General features: G+C 38.9%; 22 protein-coding genes and 1 tRNA gene. 18 read left to right on the top strand and 5 right to left on the bottom strand.

What is annotated here, in order from left to right; all coding sequences use genetic code 11:
- Both DEU42_RS12125 and nadE read right to left on the bottom strand, forming a co-directional pair.
- The gene (locus DEU42_RS12125) at positions 1-630 is read right to left on the bottom strand and encodes a response regulator transcription factor (protein WP_114758570.1); all 630 of its coding nucleotides are present in this window, start codon (positions 628-630) and stop codon (positions 1-3) included.
- Between the two features lie 75 nt (positions 631-705).
- A complete protein-coding gene (nadE, locus tag DEU42_RS12120) occupies positions 706-1,512 on the bottom strand; it encodes an NAD(+) synthase (protein ID WP_114758569.1) in 807 nt (268 codons plus the stop codon).
- Positions 1,513-1,599: 87 nt separating this feature from the next.
- On the opposite strand from nadE, the gene gldB reads away from it, so the two are divergent.
- Positions 1,600-2,562: a gliding motility lipoprotein GldB gene (gene gldB / locus DEU42_RS12115; RefSeq protein ID WP_114758568.1), complete on the top strand. Its 963-nt coding sequence runs from the start codon at positions 1,600-1,602 to the stop codon at positions 2,560-2,562.
- Positions 2,562-2,903: a gliding motility protein GldC gene (gene gldC, locus DEU42_RS12110; protein ID WP_199509093.1), complete on the top strand. Its 342-nt coding sequence runs from the start codon at positions 2,562-2,564 to the stop codon at positions 2,901-2,903. Before gldB ends, gldC begins: the two co-directional genes overlap by 1 nt.
- Before the next feature lie 44 nt (positions 2,904-2,947).
- Here the strand turns inward: gldC and DEU42_RS12105 are convergent, their stop codons facing one another.
- The 3 genes from DEU42_RS12105 to DEU42_RS12095 all read right to left on the bottom strand — a co-directional run bounded on the left by DEU42_RS12105 (position 2,948) and on the right by DEU42_RS12095 (position 4,977).
- Positions 2,948-3,412: a hypothetical protein gene (locus DEU42_RS12105; RefSeq protein ID WP_114758567.1), complete on the bottom strand. Its 465-nt coding sequence runs from the start codon at positions 3,410-3,412 to the stop codon at positions 2,948-2,950.
- Positions 3,413-3,425: 13 nt separating this feature from the next.
- Positions 3,426-4,046, bottom strand: coding sequence for a ribosome biogenesis GTP-binding protein YihA/YsxC (yihA, locus tag DEU42_RS12100; RefSeq protein ID WP_114758566.1), 621 nt, complete (start codon positions 4,044-4,046; stop codon positions 3,426-3,428).
- 145 nt (positions 4,047-4,191) lie between these two features.
- On the bottom strand, positions 4,192-4,977 hold the full coding sequence (locus tag DEU42_RS12095; RefSeq protein ID WP_114758565.1) for an alpha/beta fold hydrolase: 786 nt from the start codon (positions 4,975-4,977) through the stop codon (positions 4,192-4,194).
- Between the two features lie 406 nt (positions 4,978-5,383).
- On the opposite strand from DEU42_RS12095, the gene mraZ reads away from it, so the two are divergent.
- From mraZ to DEU42_RS12015, 16 genes are all read left to right on the top strand, one after another.
- Positions 5,384-5,857, top strand: coding sequence for a division/cell wall cluster transcriptional repressor MraZ (gene mraZ / locus DEU42_RS12090; protein ID WP_114758564.1), 474 nt, complete (start codon positions 5,384-5,386; stop codon positions 5,855-5,857).
- A complete protein-coding gene (gene rsmH / locus DEU42_RS12085) occupies positions 5,832-6,740 on the top strand; it encodes a 16S rRNA (cytosine(1402)-N(4))-methyltransferase RsmH (RefSeq protein WP_199509092.1) in 909 nt (302 codons plus the stop codon). Before mraZ ends, rsmH begins: the two co-directional genes overlap by 26 nt.
- A 4-nt stretch (positions 6,741-6,744) precedes the next feature.
- Positions 6,745-7,092 carry an FtsL-like putative cell division protein gene (locus DEU42_RS12080; RefSeq protein ID WP_114758652.1) on the top strand — a complete coding sequence of 116 codons (348 nt, stop codon included), beginning with the start codon at positions 6,745-6,747 and terminating at the stop codon, positions 7,090-7,092.
- Positions 7,083-9,089: a penicillin-binding protein gene (locus DEU42_RS12075; RefSeq protein ID WP_114758563.1), complete on the top strand. Its 2,007-nt coding sequence runs from the start codon at positions 7,083-7,085 to the stop codon at positions 9,087-9,089. The genes DEU42_RS12080 and DEU42_RS12075 overlap by 10 nt, the downstream gene beginning before the upstream one ends.
- Positions 9,086-10,549: a UDP-N-acetylmuramoyl-L-alanyl-D-glutamate--2,6-diaminopimelate ligase gene (locus tag DEU42_RS12070; protein WP_199509091.1), complete on the top strand. Its 1,464-nt coding sequence runs from the start codon at positions 9,086-9,088 to the stop codon at positions 10,547-10,549. Before DEU42_RS12075 ends, DEU42_RS12070 begins: the two co-directional genes overlap by 4 nt.
- A 7-nt stretch (positions 10,550-10,556) precedes the next feature.
- Positions 10,557-11,786 (top strand): phospho-N-acetylmuramoyl-pentapeptide-transferase, encoded by a 1,230-nt coding sequence (gene mraY / locus DEU42_RS12065; RefSeq protein WP_114758561.1) that lies wholly within the window; start codon positions 10,557-10,559, stop codon positions 11,784-11,786.
- 3 nt (positions 11,787-11,789) lie between these two features.
- A complete protein-coding gene (gene murD / locus DEU42_RS12060) occupies positions 11,790-13,121 on the top strand; it encodes a UDP-N-acetylmuramoyl-L-alanine--D-glutamate ligase (RefSeq protein WP_114758560.1) in 1,332 nt (443 codons plus the stop codon).
- A 60-nt stretch (positions 13,122-13,181) separates the two neighbouring features.
- Complete coding sequence (locus DEU42_RS12055; protein WP_114758559.1) at positions 13,182-14,516, top strand: FtsW/RodA/SpoVE family cell cycle protein; 1,335 nt, start codon at positions 13,182-13,184, stop codon at positions 14,514-14,516.
- A gap of 84 nt (positions 14,517-14,600) precedes the next feature.
- Entirely contained in the window at positions 14,601-15,692 is a 1,092-nt protein-coding gene (gene murG / locus DEU42_RS12050; RefSeq protein WP_114758558.1) for an undecaprenyldiphospho-muramoylpentapeptide beta-N-acetylglucosaminyltransferase, read from the top strand.
- Positions 15,693-15,723: 31 nt separating this feature from the next.
- On the top strand, positions 15,724-17,073 hold the full coding sequence (murC, locus tag DEU42_RS12045; RefSeq protein ID WP_114758557.1) for a UDP-N-acetylmuramate--L-alanine ligase: 1,350 nt from the start codon (positions 15,724-15,726) through the stop codon (positions 17,071-17,073).
- The gene (locus DEU42_RS12040) at positions 17,060-17,782 is read left to right on the top strand and encodes a cell division protein FtsQ/DivIB (protein WP_114758556.1); all 723 of its coding nucleotides are present in this window, start codon (positions 17,060-17,062) and stop codon (positions 17,780-17,782) included. Before murC ends, DEU42_RS12040 begins: the two co-directional genes overlap by 14 nt.
- Before the next feature lie 4 nt (positions 17,783-17,786).
- Entirely contained in the window at positions 17,787-19,196 is a 1,410-nt protein-coding gene (gene ftsA, locus DEU42_RS12035; RefSeq protein ID WP_114758555.1) for a cell division protein FtsA, read from the top strand.
- Positions 19,197-19,209: 13 nt separating this feature from the next.
- A complete protein-coding gene (gene ftsZ, locus DEU42_RS12030) occupies positions 19,210-21,201 on the top strand; it encodes a cell division protein FtsZ (protein ID WP_114758554.1) in 1,992 nt (663 codons plus the stop codon).
- Positions 21,202-21,290: 89 nt separating this feature from the next.
- Positions 21,291-21,740, top strand: a complete 450-nt coding sequence (locus DEU42_RS12025; protein WP_114758553.1) for a GatB/YqeY domain-containing protein — start codon at positions 21,291-21,293, stop codon at positions 21,738-21,740.
- Positions 21,741-21,810: 70 nt separating this feature from the next.
- Positions 21,811-21,884 (top strand) — tRNA-Arg (locus tag DEU42_RS12020).
- A 353-nt stretch (positions 21,885-22,237) separates the two neighbouring features.
- Positions 22,238-22,888, top strand: coding sequence for a hypothetical protein (locus tag DEU42_RS12015; RefSeq protein ID WP_114758552.1), 651 nt, complete (start codon positions 22,238-22,240; stop codon positions 22,886-22,888).
- The last annotated feature ends 94 nt before the right edge of the window (positions 22,889-22,982 follow it).

Below are 22,982 nucleotides of genomic sequence, written 5' to 3'. Positions count from 1 at the left end.
TTAAACAATGTCTAACGTTTTAGCTTTGTTAACAAGGTCTACAAGGTTTGTAACATGTAGTTTTGTTAGCAGTCGCAGTTTGTACGTACTGATTGTTTTCTCATTTAGGTCAAGCAGTTTTGCGATCTCCTTGTTTTTCTTGCCTTCACTAAGGTAACGTAATACCTCAATTTCCCTTGAAGACAATTTCCTGTACAAACGCTCGGATTTTTTTCCTTTGTTCAACAGGGCAAGGTTTTTCTTAACAGCTTCGCTGAATACTACTTCACCTTCGTTAACTTTTTTGATCGCATTCTCAAGCTCTTCCATTTTCGCACTTTTATGTACATAAGCAGAAACTCCTGCTTTTAGTGCATTTGGTGCATAAATCTGTTCAGCAAGATTAGTGAAGATAATTACCTTAGTATCAGGAAAATCCTTAACAAGAGACTTTACTGAACTAATGCTGGTCAATCCTTCCAGTTCCAGGTCAATCACAGCAACATCTACTGATTTTTTCCCCAGGGTATCCAAAAGGTTGTCCAGGTTGTTTACCACACCTGCAAAGCTAATTTGCGGATTATCGCTGAAATACGATTTCATGCCGTAGTGCACTACGGGGTGATTGTCCGCGAGGCATAGTTTGATCATAATTGTTAGATTTTTGGGTTTAGACTATAGTAAATTTAATAATTTAATTCTTAAAGAATTGTGAATGAAAGAATTTTATTTCAATTTTTGAGGAATTTTACATACTGGTATAGGTTTCATCTTGTGTTGGTTAATGGTATTCAGTCGTTTGTAAATTTCAAAAACCTCTTTTTCCCTTCCGGTAAAATCGTTGTGGTTTTTTCCGTTTTCCAACTGTTCCATAGCCCATTCAAGCTCGTCGTAACTGGCGCCGAGCTGATCTTCGTCGCTTCGGTCGTCGCCAAAAAGCCCGTCTGTTGGCTTAGCGTTTATAATAGTTTGGGTTACATTTAGGTATTTGGCAAGTTCTCTTACTTCAGACTTTAAAAGATCGGCTATCGGGCTGATGTCTACACCGCCATCACCATACTTTGTAAAGAATCCAACGCCAAAGTCTTCTACTTTATTACCTGTTCCCGCAACTAATGCGCTATGAAGGCCTGCATAATAATATAATGTTGTCATTCTAAGCCTTGCTCTCGTATTAGCGAGAGTCAGGTCTAGTATATACGGATTTTCGCTTGTAGGGGTTTGCTCCTTAAAAATTTCAAACACCGGAGTCAGGTCGGCTCTTGCAGAAGATACATTGTCAAATCGTTCCTTCAGATTCTTTATGTGCTCCTGAGCCCGGCTTACATGACTTGCTGCCTGATGAATTGGCATCTCAACGCAAAGTGTAGGTAATCCTGTTTGTGCACAAAGTGTTGAGGTAAGTGCCGAATCAATTCCACCCGATATGCCCACAACAAAACCTTTTACTCCTGCGTTTTCTGCATAGTGGTGTAGCCACTTTACGATATGGTTGTTTATAGCTTCCGCCTGGAAAAAGGACTTGATGGGCATAATTTTCTTTATTAAATGACTGCGTTGTATATTTGCGGATAAAATTATAAAAACCTTAATAAGAAATTACTAATAAAAATACAAAAAATGAAGAAATATATCTTTGTCCTTGCGCTTATGGCTGTTTTGGCAGGTTGTAAGAAGGAAAGTGAAGCGGAGAAAAAGATTGCCGAGATACCTGTTCCTGCTGTAAAGATTGAGCGTTTTGATAAGGAATTCTTTGATGCGGGGCCACAGGGACTGGTAACTTTAAAACAAAAATTCCCATATCTTTTTCCTGAAGGGAATGATGACGCCGTATGGATTAATAAGATGAAAGATCCTTTTATGCTAAAGCTTAAGGCTGAGGCTGATAAAAAATTCAGCAATCTTAACCAACTTGAAGATGAGGTGGGTGCATTTCTTCAGCATGCAAAATATTATTATCCGCAACTACCTACACCTAAAGTTGTAACACTTATTAGTGATGATACCGATATCAAAGCTGTGTATACGCCTGAAGTTATTCTTATTCCGCTTAGCCTGTATTTAGGTAAAGATAATTACCTGTATGAAGGATTAAATAAATATGAAATTCAGCAGTATACTCCAGAGCAGATCATGCCGGATATTGCCTCTTCATTTATGTATGGTAAAGTAGCACCTCCGCGTGACAGACAGTTGTTATCTTTGATGATATACTGGGGGAAAGAGTTATATGCCAAAGACCTGCTTATTCCTGATACTCCTGAGCATGACAGGATAGGCTATACCAAAGAACAATTGGCATGGGCTGAAGCCAATGAAACTGAAATATGGCGCTATTTTGTAGACAAAAAGCTGTTGTATGATTCTGACCCGAAACTTCCGGCTCGTTTTATTAATCCTGCGCCATTCTCAAAATTTTATCTTGAACTTGATAATGAGTCTCCGGGAAGAATAGGGCAGTGGATAGGCTGGCAGATTGTTAAAGCTTATGCAGAGAATAATAAAAATGTACCTTTGCAGGATCTTTTGGCTATGGATGCCAAAACAATTTTTGATAATTCTAAATACAAACCTAAAAAGTAATGTCTAAGAACCCTATAAAATCTGAAATAAAAGTAATTGTTGAATTAGATGAGAACCGTGTTCCTGAAAAACTGTTCTGGACTGCACGCGATGGCGGTGTTGAGAAAGAAGAATCTAAGGCGGTAATGTTATCAGTTTGGGACAGCAAAGCTCAGGAAAGCATGCGAATTGACCTTTGGACAAAAGATATGCCTGTTGATGAAATGAAAGTGTTTTACCATCAGACACTGGTATCAATGGCTGATACTTTTGAGCGTGCTACAGGTGACAAAAAAATGAGCGATACCATGAAAGATTTTTGTGATTACTTTGCTGAAAAGCTTGAGATCGGAAAGAAATAATTTTCGATAGATACAATAAAAAAGCGGCTTTTAAAGCCGCTTTTTTATTGCTTCATCTTATCGTGCGAGTACTGAAGGAAAATATTGTAATTGGCTTTCAGCAGATCTGTTTTAATAGCCTGATTGTATAGACTGTCATCCAGTCCTTCTAATGATTTCAGGTCGATAAACTCAAACTTATAATGTGATAGCCTTTCAATTTCATTTCGACTCTCGGTAATCAATTGTTTTTTATCAGCAGGTTTTGCCTTGTCAATATCTGTAACGGTACGATCTACAATAGCTTTGATTTTGCGGATACTGTCATAACTCTGAAATAACCCTGTCTGGGGGTTTTCAGCGATATATCCGCTGATGAATTGCTCGTAATCGTTAAGATTGGTTTGGTAAAAGTATTCCGCTTCTTTATACTGGTCAAGCAACAGCTTGTTAACGTTGCTGTTGGAGGTTTCTTTTCGGCAGGATACAAATAAGCTAGCGGCCAGTAGGATTATAAATGTGGATTTCACGGTTACAAATATTTTAAAGGAACCCCTGGTTGTCAAAAATACCCTGATTAACTTCTTCAATATAATTAAGTACGGTGTCGCGGCCTGTTCCTTCTGAAGAGGAAGTGACAAAGTATTGCGGCATTTCTTCCCAGTTGTTTGCCAAAAGAGCTTTGCGGTAAGCTGCAACATGCTGATCGATCTTTCCGCGGCTTATCTTATCTGCCTTAGTAAAGATAATGCAGAATGGAACTTCTATGGTTCCAAGATAGTTGATGAATTCAATATCTATTTTCTGAGCTTCATGGCGTACATCTACCAATACGAAAGCGCATACTAACTGTTCGCGTTTTTCAAAATATTCAGTTATAAAAGATTGGAATGTTTGCTTAGTAGATTTTGATACGCGCGCATAACCATATCCCGGCAAATCGACAAGGAACCAATTGTCGTTGATTTTAAAATGGTTGATAAGCTGAGTTTTTCCGGGTCTTCCTGATGTTTTGGCAAGACTGTTTCGGCCTGTGAGCATGTTGATCAGTGAAGATTTGCCTACGTTACTCCTGCCGATAAAAGCATATTCCGGCAGTGGTTCTTTTGGACATTTGCTTACATCTGAATTGCTGATAACGAACTCGGCAGTATTAATTTTCATATTGTGGTATTTTACCGCAAAGTTAGTGTAAATATTTTAAGCCATGAATCGTTATAATGGGGTGAGCTTAATATTACCACAATTTACCACCCGATAAAAAAAAGCCCCGAATTATAATTCAGGGCTTTGCTATAAGTGTAAACTTCTATTCTTCTGTAAGCAGGTGGTGCGCAGTATCCAGCTTTTTAAGCCATTCGTGCATGAGGCGGTTAAATTCGTCCGGATGTTCCATCATGGCAGCGTGTCCGCATTTGTCAATCCAGTAAAGTGCTGAGTTTGGAAGTAGCTCGTGAAACTCTTCGGCAACATGAGGAGGGGTAACATTATCGTTTCTTCCCCAAATGATACAGGTAGGAACATGCATTTTTGGTAAGTCCTTAGCCATGTTATGACGAATTGCGCTTTTTGCAATCGTAAGCGTCTTGATAAGCTTCAGGCGGTCATTGGCTACTGCATAAACTTCATCAACAATTTCTTTCGTGGCAACAGATGGATCGTAAAATACATCCTGAGCCTTTTGTTTGATGTAGTCGTAATCGCCTCTTCTTGGATAGCTGTCGCCCATTGCACTTTCATAAAGACCTGAACTTCCTGTTATGATGAGTCCAAGCATTTTTTCGGGATACATTTTAGTGTGATAAAGCGCTATATGTCCTCCCAGTGAGTTGCCAAGGAGAATTACCCTGTCAAATCCTTTGAAGGTGATAAAGTCTTTTACCCATCGTGCAAAAGCTTTTACATTAGTTTTTAAGATGCTTTGTGTATAGATGGGTAATTCCGGAATAACTACTTTGTAACCTTCCGTAGGGAAATATTTCGCTACACCGTCAAAATTACTAAGTCCACCCATAAGTCCGTGAAGGATGATTATAGGGGTGCCTTCTCCGGCTTCATAGTAAGTGTACTTCCCTTCTTTTTTTGTGTTCTGCATGTTTGATTATAAACAAATTCAATTGTCGCAAATATATAATATTCTCTTTTAAAATGAATTTTACTACATGATATTTGGGTTATTTTTTAACCTTTGAGCGCTTTTTTAGCTTTTTTTGAGAAGTAAAATTGTAAATAACTGAGGTTCAGTTTTCGGGGTTATTAACAATTTTTATGACATTTTAGTTTTTACCAATATGAATGTTAAGTTGTCTTAAAAAAATAGAAAAATCGCATCATTTTTTTTCGAGTGCCTGAAATTCTTCAAAAATAGCTTTTAGACCTTTGTAAGAGTTTTATTTCGGGTGGGAGAAAAAGGGTAAAACTTATCAACAAAGTGGTAGGAAGTGGTACAAAGTGGTAAAATATAGCTATATTTGCTTTGTAATCTCTATAATTCTAACTGCTTGAATACCATTATCGGAACATACGAATGTAAGGTGGATTCGAAGGGAAGGCTGATGCTGCCTGCTCCTTTGAAGAAGCAATTGCATGCCGGATTGGAAGATGGATTCGTGCTGAAACGCTCGGTTTTCCAGCCTTGTCTGGAATTGTACCCGATGGCGGAGTGGAATAAGATGATGCAAAAAATCAATAAGCTGAATCGTTTCGTGAAAAAGAATAATGACTTTATCAGGAGGTTTACTGCCGGGGTAAAAGTTATTGAGATTGATGCAACGGGCAGGCTGCTTATACCAAAAGATCTTTTCGTGTTTGCTGAAATGGATAAAGATGTAGTGCTTTCTTCTGCAGTGAATATTGTTGAGATATGGGATAAAGATAAATACGAGAAGTCTATTGATGACTCGGTTGTTGATTTTGCAGATCTGGCAGAAGAAGTTATGGGTAATTTAAATGATGACGAAGATGGAATATCATAATCCGGTTTTGCTGAAAGAAACGGTTGATGGCCTTAATATAAAGCCGGACGGAATATATGTGGATGTAACTTTTGGTGGTGGAGGTCATTCGAGAGAGATAATGAGAAGGCTGGGGCCTAATGGGAGGCTTTTTGCTTTTGATCAGGATGAGGATGCTCAGGCTAATGTTATAGATGACGAACGCTTTGTGCTTATTCCGGAGAATTTCAGGTTTATTAAAAGGTTTTTGAGGTTTCATGGGGTGAAGGCTGTGGATGGGATATTGGCTGATCTGGGTGTTTCTTCACATCAGTTTGATGTTCCTGAACGTGGTTTCTCGACTCGTTTTGAGGCTGAGCTTGATATGAGAATGAGTAAAAAGAATGAACTGAATGCCTTTGTTGTGGTGAATGAATATGATGAGGCTGATATAAAAAGGGTTCTTGTTGATTATGGCGAGCTGAAGAATGGAGGCGCGATGGCGCACGTGATAGTTGAAGCGAGAAGAAATGAGCCGATAAAGAACTCAGAACAGCTTAAAAAAGTGCTTTCAAGATTTTTACCGGGGCATAAAAGCAATAAGATACTGGCGCAGATTTATCAGGCGATACGTATTGAGGTGAATCAGGAAATGGATGTGCTTAAGGAGTTTTTAGAGCAGTCTCTTGAAATTCTTAAAGTGGGCGGAAGGTTGAGTGTTATATCGTATCATTCACTTGAAGATAGGTTGGTAAAGCGCTTTATGAGAAACGGAATGTTTCAAGGTGAGCCGGAGCGTGATATGTTTGGGAATTTTGAGGTTCCTTTTAAAAGTATTGAAAAGCTTATAATTCCTACTGACGAGGAAATTGCAATAAATAACAGGGCGCGTAGTGCAAAACTGCGTGTGGCAGAGAAAAAATAAGAATATGAAGGGCGGAGTGCTAAATCTTTTAAAGGCTAAATATCTTATAGACGAAGGGTCTATGAAGAACTGGCGCTTTATAGTGTTCCTGGTGCTTGTATGTATGCTTATGATTGCTAATACCCATAATTATGAGCAAAAGAACTATCGTATCAAAGAGCTTGAGACGGAAGTGAAAGAGTTGCGTTCGGAGTTTGTGGATGTTCGCTCGGAACTGATGGAGTTAAAGATGGAGTCTACGGTTTCAAAGAAAATGGAGGAGCGGAATATATTTCCGGCATCAGTGCCTCCAAAAAAAATAAAGGTAATTAAGGAAGAAGAAAAAGGATTTTTTGAAAGTTTATGGCAATAGATAACGATAAAAAAATGTCGTACAGGATGTACCTGGTAGCCTTCGCAATTTTTGTGATGGCTATACTTATTTCTATAAAACTTGTAAATATACAGTGGGTTGAAGGTGATTATTATCGTAAGTTGGCAAAGGATCGTACGGTGAAAAACTTTACCATTCCGGCAAACAGAGGTAATGTATACTCTTCCGACGGTAGTCTTCTGGCGACTTCAATTCCTAATTATACGATGCGTTTTGACGCTTTGGCACCAAGTGCTGAGAATTTTAATAAAAATCTGGAACCGCTTGCAGATTCGTTATCAGTTATGTTTGGTAAGCCTTCTGAGGAGTATTACAGTGAACTGAAAAGAGCCAGGGCTAAAAAGAACAGGTATTTTTTGGTTGCCCGTAATTTGAGCTATACCCAGTATATGCGCCTTAAAAGTTTTCCGCTGTTTAATCTTGGGGCATTTAAAGGAGGGATAATAACTGAGCAAAAGACTATACGTGAGCATCCTATAGGTAAAATTGCTGAACGTACCATTGGATATGAAAGAATTGACCATAAAGGAGAAAATCTTGAAGTAGGTATAGAAGGTGCTTTTGCTAAATACCTTAACGGTAAAGATGGCAGGCAGCTGATGCAGAAGATTGCAAAAAACCAGTGGAAGCCTATAAGTGATAACAATGAGGTAGAGCCTATAGATGGCTATGATATTGTTTCAACCATTGATGTTTATATTCAGGATATAGCGCATCATGCATTGCTGAAACAACTTGAGTATTATGAGGCCGATCATGGTTGTGTGGTTGTAATGGAAACCAAAACAGGTTATGTTAAGGCTATATCTAACCTTGGACGCCATGAAAATGGTTCATATTATGAAACAATAAATTATGCAGTAGGAGAGTCACAGGAACCAGGGTCTACATTTAAGCTGGCAGGACTTATTTCCCTGCTTGAAGATAAAAAAGTAGATACAAGTAAGGTGTATGATAGCCATGGGGGAGAGATAATCTATTCTAACCGTAAAGTGCGTGACTCTAAAAAAGGGGGGTATGGAAAAATATCGCTGGCAAGAGGGTTTGAGTTGTCGTCAAATACAGTGATAGTGCAGGCTGTGTATGAGAATTATAAAGATAATCCGCAGGAATTTGTAGATCACCTTAATGCTTTTGGTTTAAATAGAAAGCTGGGAGTTTCTTTAAAAGGGGAGGGTAAGCCCAAAATACCACAACCACAGGATAAAAACTGGTCTAAACTGTCGTTGCCCTGGATGGGTTTTGGTTATGGTGTGTCGATGACCCCTTTGCAAACTCTGGCACTTTATAATGCGGTAGCAAACAATGGAGAATTAGTTAGACCTCTGTTTGTTCAGGAAATAAAAGAGTGGGACAGAACCATAAAGAAATTTGATAAGGAGGTTATCAATCCTAAAATATGCTCGCAGGAAACCATAAATAAGGTTAAGGCAGTTATGGAAAATGTGGTAAAAAAGGGTACGGGTTCGAAACTGTATTCGCCTAATTTCTCAATGGCTGGCAAAACCGGTACAGCTCAGGTTAACTACGGGGGAGGTAAGGGAGAAGGTATGTATTATTCGTCATCTTTTGCGGGGTATTTTCCTGCTGACAATCCTCAGTACTCATGTATTGTAGTTATTCATAGGCCGAGTGTTAATAAAGGCTACTATGGTGCCGATGTATCGGGTCCGGTATTCAAAAGGATTGCGCAGAAGATATTTACAGATGTACCTTCTACCAATAAGGTAAAGAAGCTGGATAAAACGATAAAACAACAAGAGCAATTATATGCTTCTTATTATGATAAAGAGGCAAAAGTAAAAGATAATGTTATACCTAATATAGTTGGTATGAGTGGAATGGATGCAGTAGCACTATTGGGTAACATGGGGTTAAAAGTGCAGGTAATAGGGGTTGGAAAAGTGAAAAAACAATCACTGAAACCTGGTGAAATAGTGTTTAAGAATCAAACTATAATACTGGAATTATCGTGATGGTGTTAAGAGACATATTATATAAAGCATCTATTGAGGCGGTAAAAGGTCCTACAGATATTGCTGTTAATAAGATAGAGTTTGATTCACGACTTGTGAAAGAAGGTGACGTATTTGTTGCAATCAGAGGAACCATTAGTGATGGTCATGCTTTTATCGATAAGGCAATCAGTCTTGGTGCTGTAGCTATTGTTTGTGAAACAATGCCTGAAACCACTACTGATGGGATTACCTATATCGAAGCTAAAAGTGCAAGTGCTGCTTTAGCTCACATGGCTGCTAATTTTTATGGTAACCCTTCGCATAATGTAAAGCTTGTGGGTATTACCGGAACTAATGGTAAGACAACTATTGCTTCACTGCTGTATCAGTTGTTTAGGAATGCGGGTTATAAGACCGGTCTTCTTAGTACTGTGAAGATAATGGTAAATGATAAAGAATATAAGGCTACACATACTACTCCGGATTCGCTTACCATAAACAGGTATCTGAAAGAGATGGAAGAGGTAGGTTGTGAGTATTGCTTTATGGAGGTGAGCTCTCATGGTATCCATCAAAACAGAACAGCAGGTCTTGAGTTTGCAGGAGGGGTATTTACCAACCTTTCGCATGATCACCTTGATTATCACAGTTCGTTCGCAGAATATAGGGATGTTAAGAAAAGGTTCTTTGATGAGCTGCCAAAAGGTTCTTTCGGTCTTGTAAATGTTGACGATAAGAACGGGCTTGTAATGCTTCAGAATACAAAAGCTAAAAAGCTTACTTACGCTTTAAAAACATATGCTGATTATAAGGCACAGATATTAGAAAACCAGCTTTCGGGCTTGCTGCTCAAGATTAATGAGCAGGAAGTATGGGTTAAGCTGATTGGAACATTCAATGCCTATAACCTGCTTGCAATTTATGCTGTGGCTGTAAATCTTGGACTTGAAGAGAGAGAAGTGCTAAGACTTATGAGTGAGTTGGAAAGCGTATCAGGAAGGTTTCAATTTATAGTTAGCGATACAAAAATTACGGCTATTGTAGATTATGCACACACACCAGATGCTCTTGAAAATGTATTGAGCACGATTGAAAATATACGTACTCGAAATGAGCAACTCATCACAGTAGTGGGATGCGGCGGTGACAGGGATACCACTAAGCGTCCGGTTATGGCACACATTGCCTCAAGTATGAGTGATAAAGCCATATTTACTTCAGATAATCCAAGGAGTGAGTCTCCTGAAGAAATTATTGAGGAAATGGAAAAAGGCGTAGAGCCTCAAAATTATAAAAAGACACTTTCGATAGTGGACAGGAAACAGGCTATAAAAGTTGCCTGCCAGTTGGCGAAGCCGAATGATATTATACTCATTGCGGGAAAAGGACATGAAACGTATCAGGAAATAAAAGGGGAGCGATTCCATTTTGATGATATGGAAACAGTAAAAGAAATTTTAGCACAATTAAACAAATAGCGGAGATATGTTGTATTATTTATTTGAATATTTAGACAAACAGTTAGATATACCTGGCACGGGAGTGTTTCAGTATATAACTTTCCGTTCGGGGCTGGCAATCATTTTGTCGCTTCTTATTTCTACTGTTTTTGGTAAAAAGATCATCAACTTCCTGAGAAAACAGCAGGTAGGTGAAACCGTTCGTGAGCTTGGCCTTGAAGGGCAGTCGCAAAAAGCGGGTACGCCTACAATGGGTGGGCTTATCATTATTATCTCAACGCTTATTCCGGTAATACTTTTGGCTAAGCTGGATAATATATATGTTATGCTGCTTATCATCACGACACTGTGGATGGGTACTATCGGTTTTATTGACGACTATATTAAAATTTTCAAAAAAGATAAAGAAGGTTTAAAAGGTAAGTTTAAAGTAGTGGGTCAGGTTGGATTAGGTCTTATTGTAGGGTATATACTTTATTTCCATCCTTCGGTAACGGTAAGGACTGATACCGGTAAGGTAAATATCTACAATCAGGAAAATGTAAATGTAATTACTCAGGCCGGTCTTGAAGAAAAATCTACAGCTACTACCATTCCTTTCTTTAAAAATAATGAGTTTGATTATGCCGAGTTGCTTTCGTGGGCTGGTGATGATTATAAAGATTATGCCTGGTTGATATTTATCCCGATAGTGATATTTATCATTACAGCAGTTTCAAATGGTGCTAACCTTACTGACGGTATAGATGGTCTCGCGGCGGGTACATCGGCGATTGCGGTGCTTGCGCTTGGTATTTTTGCCTTCGTTTCGGGTAATATAATCTTCTCAAACTACCTGAACATTATGTATATCCCTAACTCAGGTGAAATGACGGTCTACATCACTGCATTTGTTGGGGCACTCATAGGTTTCCTATGGTACAATACCTATCCGGCAACAGTATTTATGGGAGATACAGGGAGTTTAACAATAGGAGGTATTATTGCCGTTTTGGCAATTGCGGTTAGAAAAGAGCTGTTGATACCGGTTCTATGCGGAATTTTCCTTGCTGAGAACCTTTCGGTAGTATTGCAGGTGAGTTATTTCAAATACACTAAGAAAAAATATGGTGAAGGCAGAAGGATATTTTTAATGTCGCCATTGCACCACCACTACCAGAAAAAGGGCTATCATGAAAGTAAGATTGTAACACGTTTCTGGATTGTAGCCATACTGTTAGCAATATTCTCACTTGTATCCTTAAAACTAAGATAATCTATGAGACTAGTTGTACTTGGAGGAGGAGAAAGCGGTGTAGGAACTGCTATTCTGGGAAAGAAAAAGGGATATGATGTTTTTATCTCTGATTTCGGAAAAATAAAAAACAATTACAAAGAAGTTCTTGCACTTAATAAACTCGACTGGGAAGAAGAGAAGCATACAGAGGAGCTGATCCTGAATGCTGATGTGGTAATGAAAAGTCCGGGTATTCCTGATAAGTCGCCCATAGTAAAGGCGATTAAGAGAAAAGGAATCCCAGTAATATCAGAAATTGAATTTGCTAACCAGTTTCTTGAAGTTGATACTATAGGTATAACAGGGAGCAACGGTAAGACCACAACTACGATGCTAACGCATCACCTCCTAAAACAGGGAGGACTTAATGTGGGTTTGGCGGGAAATATAGGGAAAAGCTTTGCCTGGCAGGTTGCCGAAAACAAGCATGAAGGATATGTGTTGGAGTTGAGCAGCTTTCAGCTGGATGGGGTAGAGAATTACAGGCCACACATAGCAGTGATAACTAATATAAGTCCTGATCATCTTGATCGCTACGAATACAAGTATGAATTGTATATAGCTGCCAAATTCAGGATAACGATGAATCAGACGGAGAATGATTTTCTGATATATGATGCAGACGATGCAGCGATTTCAGAATGGATGGAGAACAATACGATTAAAGCACAGAAGATTCCGTTCTCGCTTACGAAGGAAGTAGAAAACGGGGTTTATTTAAAAGACGACACTATTATCAGTAACATTAATAAAGACGAATTTACCATGTCAATAAACGATCTGTCATTAGAAGGAAAGCACAATGTAAAGAATGCCATGGCAGCAACTGCAGTTGCACAGCTTATGCGCATAAGAAAAGAAACGATAAGAGAGAGTCTTTCTAATTTTCAGGGAGTTGAACACCGTCTTGAGCCGGTGCTTAAAATTCAGAATGTGCAATACATCAATGACAGCAAGGCGACTAATATCAACTCAACATTTTATGCTTTGGACAGCATGAAAACACCAACAGTCTGGATTGTAGGAGGTGTTGATAAAGGTAATGATTATAGTGAACTGATGCCGTTGGTAAGAGAAAAGGTAAAAGCAATAGTATGTCTTGGTGTTGATAACAGAAAGATTATAGATGCTTTTGAGAATGTTGTTGATGTGATGGTAGAAACTACCAGCATGCAGGAAGCGGTAAAAGTGGCTCAGAAACTTGCTGAAAAAGGTGATACTGTATTATTATCTCCGGCTTGTGCAAGCTTTGATTTATTTGAAAATTACGAAGAACGCGGTAAACAATTTAAAAACGCGGTACAGAATTTATAATTGATTAACTGATGTAGGCTTCCATCATCGGACTGCGGGCATCGGAATAAAGATGAAACAATGAAAGAACTAATTACTAACCTGAAAGGAGATAAAGGCATTTGGTCATTCGTGATGCTGCTTGCCTTAATTTCATTCATGCCGGTTTTCAGTGCAAGTACAAACCTTGTATATGTTATCGGTAAAGGGTCTACCATTGGTTACCTGGTTAAGCATTTGGTACATATTTTTATTGGTTTCGGACTGATCTATTTTGTTCATAAAGTGCCTTACCATTATTACAAAGGCATTTCGCAGATAGCATTGCCCATAGTAGCTTTGCTGTTGGTATATACGTTCTTTCAGGGTACTGTTATTGATGGCGCTAATGCCAGCCGTTGGATAAAGGTTCCTTTTATAGGGGTTACGTTCCAGACATCGGCACTGGCTTTTATCATACTGATGATTTATGTAGCACGTTACCTCGCCAAAATGGAGGGTAAGGAAATAAACTTTAAGGCTTCATTTTTTGAATTATGGTTGCCGGTATTTGGTATACTGGCTCTGATTCTTCCGGCTAACTTTTCAACAGCAGCACTTATTTTCTCGATGGTGTCCATGCTCGTGTTTGTGGGAAGGTATCCGCTCAGGTATCTTGGGACAATTATAGCCGCCGGTATTGTGATGCTATTGCTGTTTGTGGCCTTCGCAAAAGCATTTCCTAAGGCAATGCCAAACAGGGTAGATACATGGATGAATCGTTTAGAGCGTTTTACATCTAATGAGCCTAATGAGGATGATTATCAGATCGAGAAAGCAAAGATTGCTATTGCATCGGGACAAATTTATGGTCTTGGTCCGGGTAAGAGTGTTCAGAAAAACTTTCTGCCGCAGTCGTCTTCCGATTTCATCTTTGCTATTATTGTTGAAGAATATGGTATAGCGGGCGGACTTGCAGTATTGTTTTTATACCTAATGCTGTTCTTCAGGTTTTTGGTTACGGCACATAAAGCAAAATCGTTGTTTGGAAAACTGCTCATTGTAGGGCTTGGCTTCCCAATAATTTTCCAGGCACTGATCAATATGGGAGTGGCAGTAGAATTACTTCCGGTAACAGGGCAAACCCTGCCGCTAATTAGTAGTGGTGGTTCTTCAATCTGGATGACATGTATCTCTATAGGTATAATTATTAGCGTTACCAAAAAAGAAGAAGAGATTGCTCAGGAAGCTGCGGAGAAAGAAGAGCGTGAAGCCGCACTTCAAAGAATGATAGACGAGCATATAATAAGGGAGCAACAGGAGGAAGAAGCGAAAGCTTTGGCAGATGCCGAAGGGAATAGCCAGCCTTCGCAGCCTGCCGCGTTTTCGATTGATGATAAGAGCAGGAACCCAATGAGTGCTGTGTTTGGGAAATAGATTTGAGATAATAGAAGTTAGATGATAGACAGGAGCTACTTTGCGGCTTTGCGGCTTTGCAACTTAGCAACTTTGAGACTATAAATGGAAAAGAAAAAATTCATATTAAGCGGTGGTGGTACTGGCGGGCATATTTACCCGGCCATTGCTATTGCTAATGAATTGAAAGAGCAATATCCGGATTGCGAGATACTTTTTGTTGGGGCTAAGGATAAGATGGAGATGCAAAAGGTACCACAGGCAGGGTATAATATAGTTGGTTTATGGATTGCAGGAATTCAGCGCAAGTTGACTGTAGATAATGCGATGTTTCCGTTTAAGCTGATGAGCAGCCTTATGAAATCACGTACAATCATTAAAGGTTTTAAGCCGGATGTGGTAATAGGTACGGGTGGTTTTGCCAGCGGACCGTTGTTAAGGGCTGCTGCCGGGATGGGAGTGCCAACAGTTATACAGGAACAGAATTCATTTCCGGGGATAACCAACAAATGGTTGTCTAAAAAAGCAAAAACAATATGTGTTGCTTATGATAATCTGGAAAGGTTTTTTCCTGCTGAAAAAATTGTTTTTACCGGAAATCCGGTACGTAGTGATATACTGAATGTTGAAAAGAACAGGGAAGAAGCCGTAAAATACTTTAACCTAAATCCTGAGAAGAAAACGCTACTTGTTTTGGGTGGTAGTCTTGGTTCACGAAGAATCAACCAGCTTATTGCTAAAGAACTTACATGGTTGGCAGCCCAAAATGTACAGGTAATATGGCAGTGTGGTAAATTCTATTTTGAAGAATACAAGCACTACAATGAGAATGAAAATGTGCAGGTGCTTTCGTTTATAGATAGGATGGATCTTGTATACGCGGCAGCAGACGTTGTTATATCACGTTCTGGTGCATCATCGGTTTCTGAACTTTGCCTTGTGGGTAAGCCGGTTATTTTTATACCGTCGCCTAATGTAGCAGAAGATCATCAAACTAAAAATGCGCAGGCTATAGTGGATAAGGAAGGGGCTTTGCTGCTAAAAGAAACACAGCTCGATACTCAGTTTCAGCCGGTATTCTCTGATTTGATCGCTAATGAAGAGAGACAACAAAAGCTGGGGGAAAATATAAAGAAGCTTGCAAAAGCCAATGCAACAAAGGATATAGTTAAAGAGATAGTGAAACTGATTAAATAGTTTCAAAATAACAAAGTTTCAAAGTAAAAGAATGGATCTGAATCAAATACATAATGTCTATTTTGTTGGAATCGGTGGCATCGGAATGAGTGCCCTGGCCCGCTATTTTAAATTTATAGGCAAAAATGTAGCAGGATATGATAAAACACCAACGCATCTTACTGATGAACTTAAGGCTGAAGGTATTGCCATCCATTTTGAAGATAAAGTTGAGCTGATTGGGCTGCCATTCCTGAATAAGGAAAACACATTGGTAGTTGTTACCCCTGCGGTGCCTAAAAACCATTTGCAATGGAATTATTTCCTGAACAACGGTTTTGTGGTTAAAAAGCGAGCAGAAGTTTTGGGTATCATTACCAAAGATACCTATTGCTTTGCAGTTGCCGGGACACATGGTAAAACTACAACGTCAAGTATCCTTGGGCATGTTTTATATGAGGCCGGATTGGATGTTACCGCGTTTTTAGGGGGGATTGTTGAGAATTATAATTCGAACCTGATAGGCAGTGGTAAGACGATTACGGTGGTTGAAGCGGATGAATTTGACAGGTCGTTTTTGCACCTGCATCCAAATATTGCCTGCATCACATCTATGGATGCTGACCATTTGGATATTTATGGTGATGCAGCTTCTATAGAGGCTTCATTCAGGGAGTTCGCTGATAAGGTTGAAGATAAAAAACATTTATTTGTTACTAACGGTTTACCTCTTGAAGCAGTTACTGTCGGCGTAAATGAAGGTGAGTTTGCGGCAGTCAATATCCGTATTGAAGATGGCTGGTATGTTTTTGATGTTAAAACACCTTATGAGACGGTTAAAGATATAAAGTTTGGCCTTCCGGGGCATCATAACCTTACAAATGCTTTGTTGGCATTTGCAATGGCTAAAACATACGGAGTGTCTTCTGAAGATATTATGAGAGGATTAGCATCTTTCAAAGGTGTTAGGAGAAGATTCTCTTATCAGATAAAAAAACAGGATTTGGTATATATAGACGATTATGCGCACCATCCAACGGAGATAAATGCGGTTTATCAGGCGGTTTCTGAATTGTATCCTGATAAAAAAGTGCTTGCGATATTCCAGCCACACTTATTTAGCCGCACGAGGGATTTTGCTGATGGGTTTGCTAAAAGCCTGTCTGCCTTTGAGAACATAGTTTTGCTGGATATTTATCCGGCGCGCGAACTGCCAATTGAAGGAATTACTTCGAAATGGCTCCTTGAAAAAATTGAAAACCCAAACAAAAAGCTGGTTACAAAACAGGATTTAATTCCGTTGTTAAAAATGTCGGATGCAGATGTAATTGTGACCATAGGGGCGGGTGATATTGGTGAAATGGTACCTGAAATTAAAAAGGTTTTAGATGAAAAAAATTAATTGGAATGACGTCAGATTAGTGCTCATTTTGGGTGCTGTGATTTTCCTGTATTCTTTCTCGTCAAAACGTAATGAAAACAGGATGCTGAAAGAGGCGGATATAGAATTTAAAGAGGCTGAGGACTTTATAACGCACGAGAAAGTTAATAACTTGTTGATACAAAATTTCGGCAGTATAAAAAGCATTAGAAAAGATAAATTAGATTTGAATAGCGTGGAAAAATCTCTGGACAAAAATCCAATGATTGATAAGGCAGAGGTTTACGCTACGGTCGACGGCAAATTGAAGGCGATAATTTCGCAGCGAAAGCCTGTAGCCAGAATTTTTTCGGGGGAAAACTCATACTATATCGATTATCGTGGAGATAAAATGCCTTTGTCGGACACGTACACAGCAAGGGTGCCTCTTGTCACCGGAGTGATAGATAGTATAGATAAGGGGAGATTGAATAAGTTACTGAATTATATCAACGATGACAGCTTCCTGAAAAAAAACATCATTGGCCTTGAAGTAGCTTCAACGGGAGGTTTGAAAATGAAGAGCAGGAATTACAGCTACGAGATACAATTTGGCAGGCCCATTAATATTGAAAAGAAGTTTAATAATTATAAGGCATTCCTCCAGGATGCGATTAAAGATACATTGATTGAACAGTACAAAACAATAAATCTGAAATTTACACAACAGGTTGTGTGCACCAAAAAATAGGGTTATGGAAAAAGACAGCATTGCAGTAGGTTTAGATATCGGGACAACAAAGATTGTTGCGATGATAGGAAGGAAAAATGAGTATGGGAAACTGGAGATCCTTGGTGTTGGAAAATCCAAAAGCCTTGGTGTGGCCAGAGGTGTTGTTAATAACATTACGCAAACCATCCAGTCGATACAGGAAGCTGTGCAGGATGCGGAGGCAGATAGCGGTTATAAAATAAATGATGTGGTGGTGGGTATTGCCGGCCAGCACATTCGCAGTATACAGCATAGCGATTATATCAGCAGAAATAATCCTGAAGAGGTAATTGGCGATGCCGATATTGATTTACTGATCAATCAGGTGCACAAACTGGCGATGCTTCCGGGTGAGGAAATCATCCACGTATTGCCTCAGGAATTTAAGATTGACGGACAGAATGAAATAAAAGAGCCTATCGGAATGTATGGCGGAAGACTGGAAAGCAGTTTCCATGTAGTTGTAGGGCAGGCATCTTCCATAAGGAATGTTGGGCGTTGCATTAAAAGTTCAGGTTTAGATCTTTCGGGTCTTACACTTGAGCCCTTGGCTTCGGCAGATGCAGTGCTTAGCCAGGAAGAAAAAGAGGCGGGTGTAGCACTAATCGACATAGGTGGTGGTACAACTGATCTTGCTATTTTTAAAGATGGCATTATTCGTCATACAGCGGTGATACCTTTTGGAGGAAATGTAATTACAGATGACATCAAAGAAGGATGTTCTATTATAGAAAAACAGGCGGAGCTGCTTAAAGTAAAATTTGGTTCTGCATGGCCGGGTGAGAATAAAGACAATGAAATTGTTTCTATACCGGGATTACGTGGTCGCGAACCTAAAGAGATTTCATTAAAGAACCTTTCTAAGATTATACACGCCCGAGTGGTTGAGATTATAGAGCAGGTGTTTGCTGAGATCAAAGCTTATGGGCATGAAGACCCTCGCAAGAAACTTATTGCAGGTATTGTGCTTACCGGAGGCGGTGCCAACCTGAAACATATAAAACAACTTGTTGAGTATATTACAGGTATGGATACAAGGATTGGTTATCCTAACGAACACCTGGCGGGCAATTCTGATGAAGAAATATCAAGTCCGTTATATGCAACAGCCGTAGGACTGGTAATGAATAGTCTTCGTAATCATACACAAAGTGCAACACCTTTAGTGGAGTTGCAAAAGCCGGTGGAACCTGTTTACAGACCGCAACCGGTAATAAATACTGTGGTGACTCCTGATCCGACACAGGAGCTGTATGAGGAAAGAGAGTTGGAGACAGTGGCTGCCCAACAGCCGGCAGCAAGAGTAGATGAGTCTACGGAGAAAAAGGTAAAGAGGTCATTTTTTGACAAGTATATTGATAAGATTAAAGATTTTTTAGATAACGCAGAATAAAAACCCGATTGATATGATGAGCAACTCAGAATTTGGAAGCATTTCGTTTGATTTACCCAAAAATCAATCAAACGTAATCAAGGTAATTGGTGTTGGCGGGGGCGGAAGCAACGCGATAAACCACATGTTTAAGCAGGGGATCAAAGGTGTTGATTTTGTTGTTTGTAATACAGATTCGCAGGCATTGCAAAACAGCCCTGTGCCGAATAAGATTCAGTTAGGTGTTGACCTTACAGAAGGACTTGGTGCTGGAGCAAACCCTGAAGTAGGGCAGCAGTCTGCATTAGAAAGTATAGAGGATATCGAGAAAATGCTCGATACCAATACGAAAATGATTTTCATCACTGCCGGTATGGGTGGTGGTACCGGTACAGGTGCCGCTCCTGTAATTGCGCAGCTTGCCAAAGAAAGGGATATCCTTACTGTTGGTATTGTTACTATACCTTTTCAGTTTGAAGGTAAAGTAAGATCTGAACAAGCATTATCGGGTGTTGAAAGGCTGCGTAAGCAGGTTGACTCATTAATCGTAATCAATAATAATAAGCTTCGTGAAGTATATGGTAACCTTGGCTTCAAGGCCGGTTTCTCTAAAGCCGATGAAGTCTTGGCAACTGCTTCAAGAGGTATTGCAGAAGTAATTACGCACCACTACACTCAGAATATTGACCTTAAAGATGCTAAAACGGTACTTTCTAATAGTGGTACAGCTATTATGGGATCGGCCATTGCATCAGGTGATAATCGTGCTAAAGATGCCATCGTTGATGCGCTTGACTCTCCGTTATTGAACGACAATAAGATTACTGGTGCTAAAAATGTATTATTGCTAATTGTTTCTGGTACAAGTGAGATTACTATCGATGAGATTGGTGAGATCAATGACCATATCCAGGCTGAGGCAGGTTACAATGCTAACATTATCATGGGGGTTGGTGAAGACGAGTCTCTGGGCGATGCTGTTGCTGTTACAATTATTGCTACCGGTTTTAATGTGGAGCAGCAAAATGAAATCGTAAATACTGAACCTAAAAAAATAATACATGCGCTAGAGGAGGGACAGAAACTTGTTCATGACCTTACCAACAAACCTATGGTTCCTGCATTTGACTTTGCTGCTCCGGCAGAACAGCCTAAAGCAGAAATCAAGCCTGAACCTGTAGTAGAGGAGAAGATTGTATTTTCACTTGAGGAGGAGTTAGAAATTGATGAAAAAAAGCCGATAGCTGAAGTTGCAGAAGTTGAGCTTCCTTCTTCAGAATATATCAATAACCTTGACGTGTTTTTTGAAATCGTTTCGCCTGAGCCTGTAGTAGCACCAACGCCTTTTATGCCGGAGCCTATTATTGGTTCGCCGGTTGTAACGGAAATCAGGGATGTAAGGGAAATTGAAGTTTTTGAACCGGAATTTGTAGTGGTTTCAAAAAAAGAAGAAGATCAGTTTACATTTTCTTTTGACCTGTCTACCGACAATATAAAAAGAGAAGAAAAAGTGCTTTTCAATCTTGAAGAGACCCGCGATATAAAAGTTAATGAACCTGTACAGGTTGTGCCTGTTACCGAACTTAACGAATCAGGTATTGTAAGATATTCACTTGAAGAATATCTTGAAAAAGAAAACGAATTACTGGGTTCTAAACCTGTAGCTAAAGTTGAAGAGCCTGTTGCGCCGGAACTTAACCTTACGGTTAAAACAACAGAAAAGCCTGCTGCTCTTAATTTTACGCCTTCTGAGGACTTGTCGCCGGTAGAAATGACTATTGAGGAGACACTTCGCTTAAGAGCTGAAGAAAGAAGAAGAAAAATGAAGGAGTTTAACTATAAGTTCCATAACAGTTCTTCAAGAATAGATGAGTTTGAAAAAGAACCGGCATATAAAAGGATGGGGATCGATCTAAACGATTCCCGCATTGACAATAGCAAATCGCGCTTGTCATTAGGAACAGATAGTAACGACGACTTACAGTTGCGTTCTAACAACTCGTTCCTGCATGATAATGTAGATTAACTAACCCAAATGTGAACCTTTGACCCGAAAATATAATAGTATTTTCGGGTTATTTTTTTATCTTCGCACCCATATTTAATGTGAAAACTATGAGTTTACAAAACGATATCATGGAAGGTATCAAAACCGCCATGAAAGCTAAAGATACAGTTGCACTTGAATCGTTAAGAGCTGTTAAGTCGGCATTATTGCTTGCTCAGACAGAAACTGGTGCTAATGGAGAAATGACTTCTGAAGATGAGATAAAATTACTTCAGAGACTTGTAAAACAACGTAAAGACAGTGCTAATATTTATATCCAGCAAGGGCGTCAGGATCTTGCAGATCCGGAACTTGAGCAGGCTGCTGTTATAGAGAAATTCCTTCCTGCCCAACTTAGTGAGGAAGAAGTTGAAGCTGTTGTAAAAAAGATAATTGCTGATAATGGGTTTTCCGGAATGGGTGACATGGGTAAAGTAATGGGTGTAGCTTCTAAAGAGCTTGCCGGTAGTGCCGATGGTAAAACCATTTCGAATGCTGTTAAAAAAGCATTAGCATAAACAATTTTTAGATAATTAGATTTTAGATCATTCTAAGTTCTAATTATCTAAAAATTAAAAATCTAAATTTGGCCTCATGGCTCAACTGGATAGAGCACTGGATTTCGGCTCCAGCGGTTGGGGGTTCGAATCCCTCTGAGGTCACAGAAAGCCTGAAGCGGATTTAATTGTTTCAGGCTTTTTTATTCTCGATATTATCTTACAATTATTTTTTAAATAAAAGTGTTAAAAAATAACTAAAGTTTGTATCTTTGAATTCTTAAAAACCTGATTTATAGATTCTTGTTTTTCTAATTAATTTTGTATTCTGCTTTGGCAGTGTGAGTTTGTAAGCAATATTGGGAAGTTTTGTTTACAAATTATTGATTTGTACAGGGTAGCCTACCCCCGGGATATCTCTTTTTATCGGCCGTTATTCGGTTTAATTAAATGAAGATTAGTTCTCTTTAATGTAAAGAGAAGAGTTTTTTTAAATTATTTATTTAAATAAATTCCCCATGAAAACACACCTTAAATTAACTGTTGTTTTATTTGTAGCTGTTGCTGCGCTTTTTTTGCTTATTTCCCGAAATCATAAAAGCTTTTCGGGAAGATCTAACAATGTGACTGTTTTAAATAATTCATCTTCTGAGGTTTTAAAACAGACTAAAAAGGTTGATAGTCTGGAGTTTAAAAGGCTTATTTCGTATTTTAAGCTAAAACGGGATGAATTTGATCCGTCTGGTACGATAAGGTATATGCCCGAAACTTCGCCAGAAAAACCTAAAGGGAATGCCATCTTTTGTTATTTTGATCAGACAGATGATTTGGTCGCTAATTTGCGATTGAGGATGCAGGTGGAGAATAAAGAGTGGCTCTTTTATAAGAAATGTCAATTTTTAATTGACGGTAAGATATTTGATTATATTCCTTCAAATATCGAATTTAATCAAGCCGGAACCGGTAATGTTTGCGAGTGGTTTGATAATGCTATTAACGAAAATAATTTCGTTATTATTAAAGCATTGAGCAAAGCAAAAATTGCTAAAGTGAAAATTTTAGGTAGAAATTATGATAAAGTAATAGTTTTCTCTGATAAAGATATTGCTTCTATAGATCATACACTGGAGCTATATTCAGCAATGAATGGTGAATTTGTATTTAATTAATGCAATTCATACTATTTATTTTAAGTAATAAATAAAAGGTTAGCTTGTAAACGGTTGTCCATGCTATGCTTTTTTTGTTTTTGAAAAACTTAAC

The sequence above is a fragment of the Flavobacterium sp. AG291 genome, from assembly GCF_003350375.1.
GTDB lineage: Bacteria > Bacteroidota > Bacteroidia > Flavobacteriales > Flavobacteriaceae > Flavobacterium > Flavobacterium suzhouense.
This window is presented reverse-complemented; position numbering and strand designations above follow the sequence as displayed.

Excerpts from the sequence above, each read along its gene's own strand:
- rsmH (WP_199509092.1), top strand. The coding sequence starts at position 5,832 with ATGATGACGAAGATGGAATATCATAATCCGGTTTTGCTGAAAGAAACG.
- mraY (WP_114758561.1), top strand. The coding sequence starts at position 10,557 with ATGTTGTATTATTTATTTGAATATTTAGACAAACAGTTAGATATACCT.
- DEU42_RS12095 (WP_114758565.1), bottom strand. The coding sequence starts at position 4,977 with ATGCAGAACACAAAAAAAGAAGGGAAGTACACTTACTATGAAGCCGGA.
- DEU42_RS12025 (WP_114758553.1), top strand. The coding sequence starts at position 21,291 with ATGAGTTTACAAAACGATATCATGGAAGGTATCAAAACCGCCATGAAA.
- nadE (WP_114758569.1), bottom strand. The coding sequence starts at position 1,512 with ATGCCCATCAAGTCCTTTTTCCAGGCGGAAGCTATAAACAACCATATC.
- gldB (WP_114758568.1), top strand. The coding sequence starts at position 1,600 with ATGAAGAAATATATCTTTGTCCTTGCGCTTATGGCTGTTTTGGCAGGT.
- DEU42_RS12055 (WP_114758559.1), top strand. The coding sequence starts at position 13,182 with ATGAAAGAACTAATTACTAACCTGAAAGGAGATAAAGGCATTTGGTCA.
- DEU42_RS12125 (WP_114758570.1), bottom strand. The coding sequence starts at position 630 with ATGATCAAACTATGCCTCGCGGACAATCACCCCGTAGTGCACTACGGC.
- murC (WP_114758557.1), top strand. The coding sequence starts at position 15,724 with ATGGATCTGAATCAAATACATAATGTCTATTTTGTTGGAATCGGTGGC.
- yihA (WP_114758566.1), bottom strand. The coding sequence starts at position 4,046 with ATGAAAATTAATACTGCCGAGTTCGTTATCAGCAATTCAGATGTAAGC.
- DEU42_RS12015 (WP_114758552.1), top strand. The coding sequence starts at position 22,238 with ATGAAAACACACCTTAAATTAACTGTTGTTTTATTTGTAGCTGTTGCT.
- gldC (WP_199509093.1), top strand. The coding sequence starts at position 2,562 with ATGTCTAAGAACCCTATAAAATCTGAAATAAAAGTAATTGTTGAATTA.
- murG (WP_114758558.1), top strand. The coding sequence starts at position 14,601 with ATGGAAAAGAAAAAATTCATATTAAGCGGTGGTGGTACTGGCGGGCAT.
- murD (WP_114758560.1), top strand. The coding sequence starts at position 11,790 with ATGAGACTAGTTGTACTTGGAGGAGGAGAAAGCGGTGTAGGAACTGCT.
- DEU42_RS12040 (WP_114758556.1), top strand. The coding sequence starts at position 17,060 with ATGAAAAAAATTAATTGGAATGACGTCAGATTAGTGCTCATTTTGGGT.
- ftsZ (WP_114758554.1), top strand. The coding sequence starts at position 19,210 with ATGATGAGCAACTCAGAATTTGGAAGCATTTCGTTTGATTTACCCAAA.
- DEU42_RS12075 (WP_114758563.1), top strand. The coding sequence starts at position 7,083 with ATGGCAATAGATAACGATAAAAAAATGTCGTACAGGATGTACCTGGTA.
- ftsA (WP_114758555.1), top strand. The coding sequence starts at position 17,787 with ATGGAAAAAGACAGCATTGCAGTAGGTTTAGATATCGGGACAACAAAG.
- DEU42_RS12080 (WP_114758652.1), top strand. The coding sequence starts at position 6,745 with ATGAAGGGCGGAGTGCTAAATCTTTTAAAGGCTAAATATCTTATAGAC.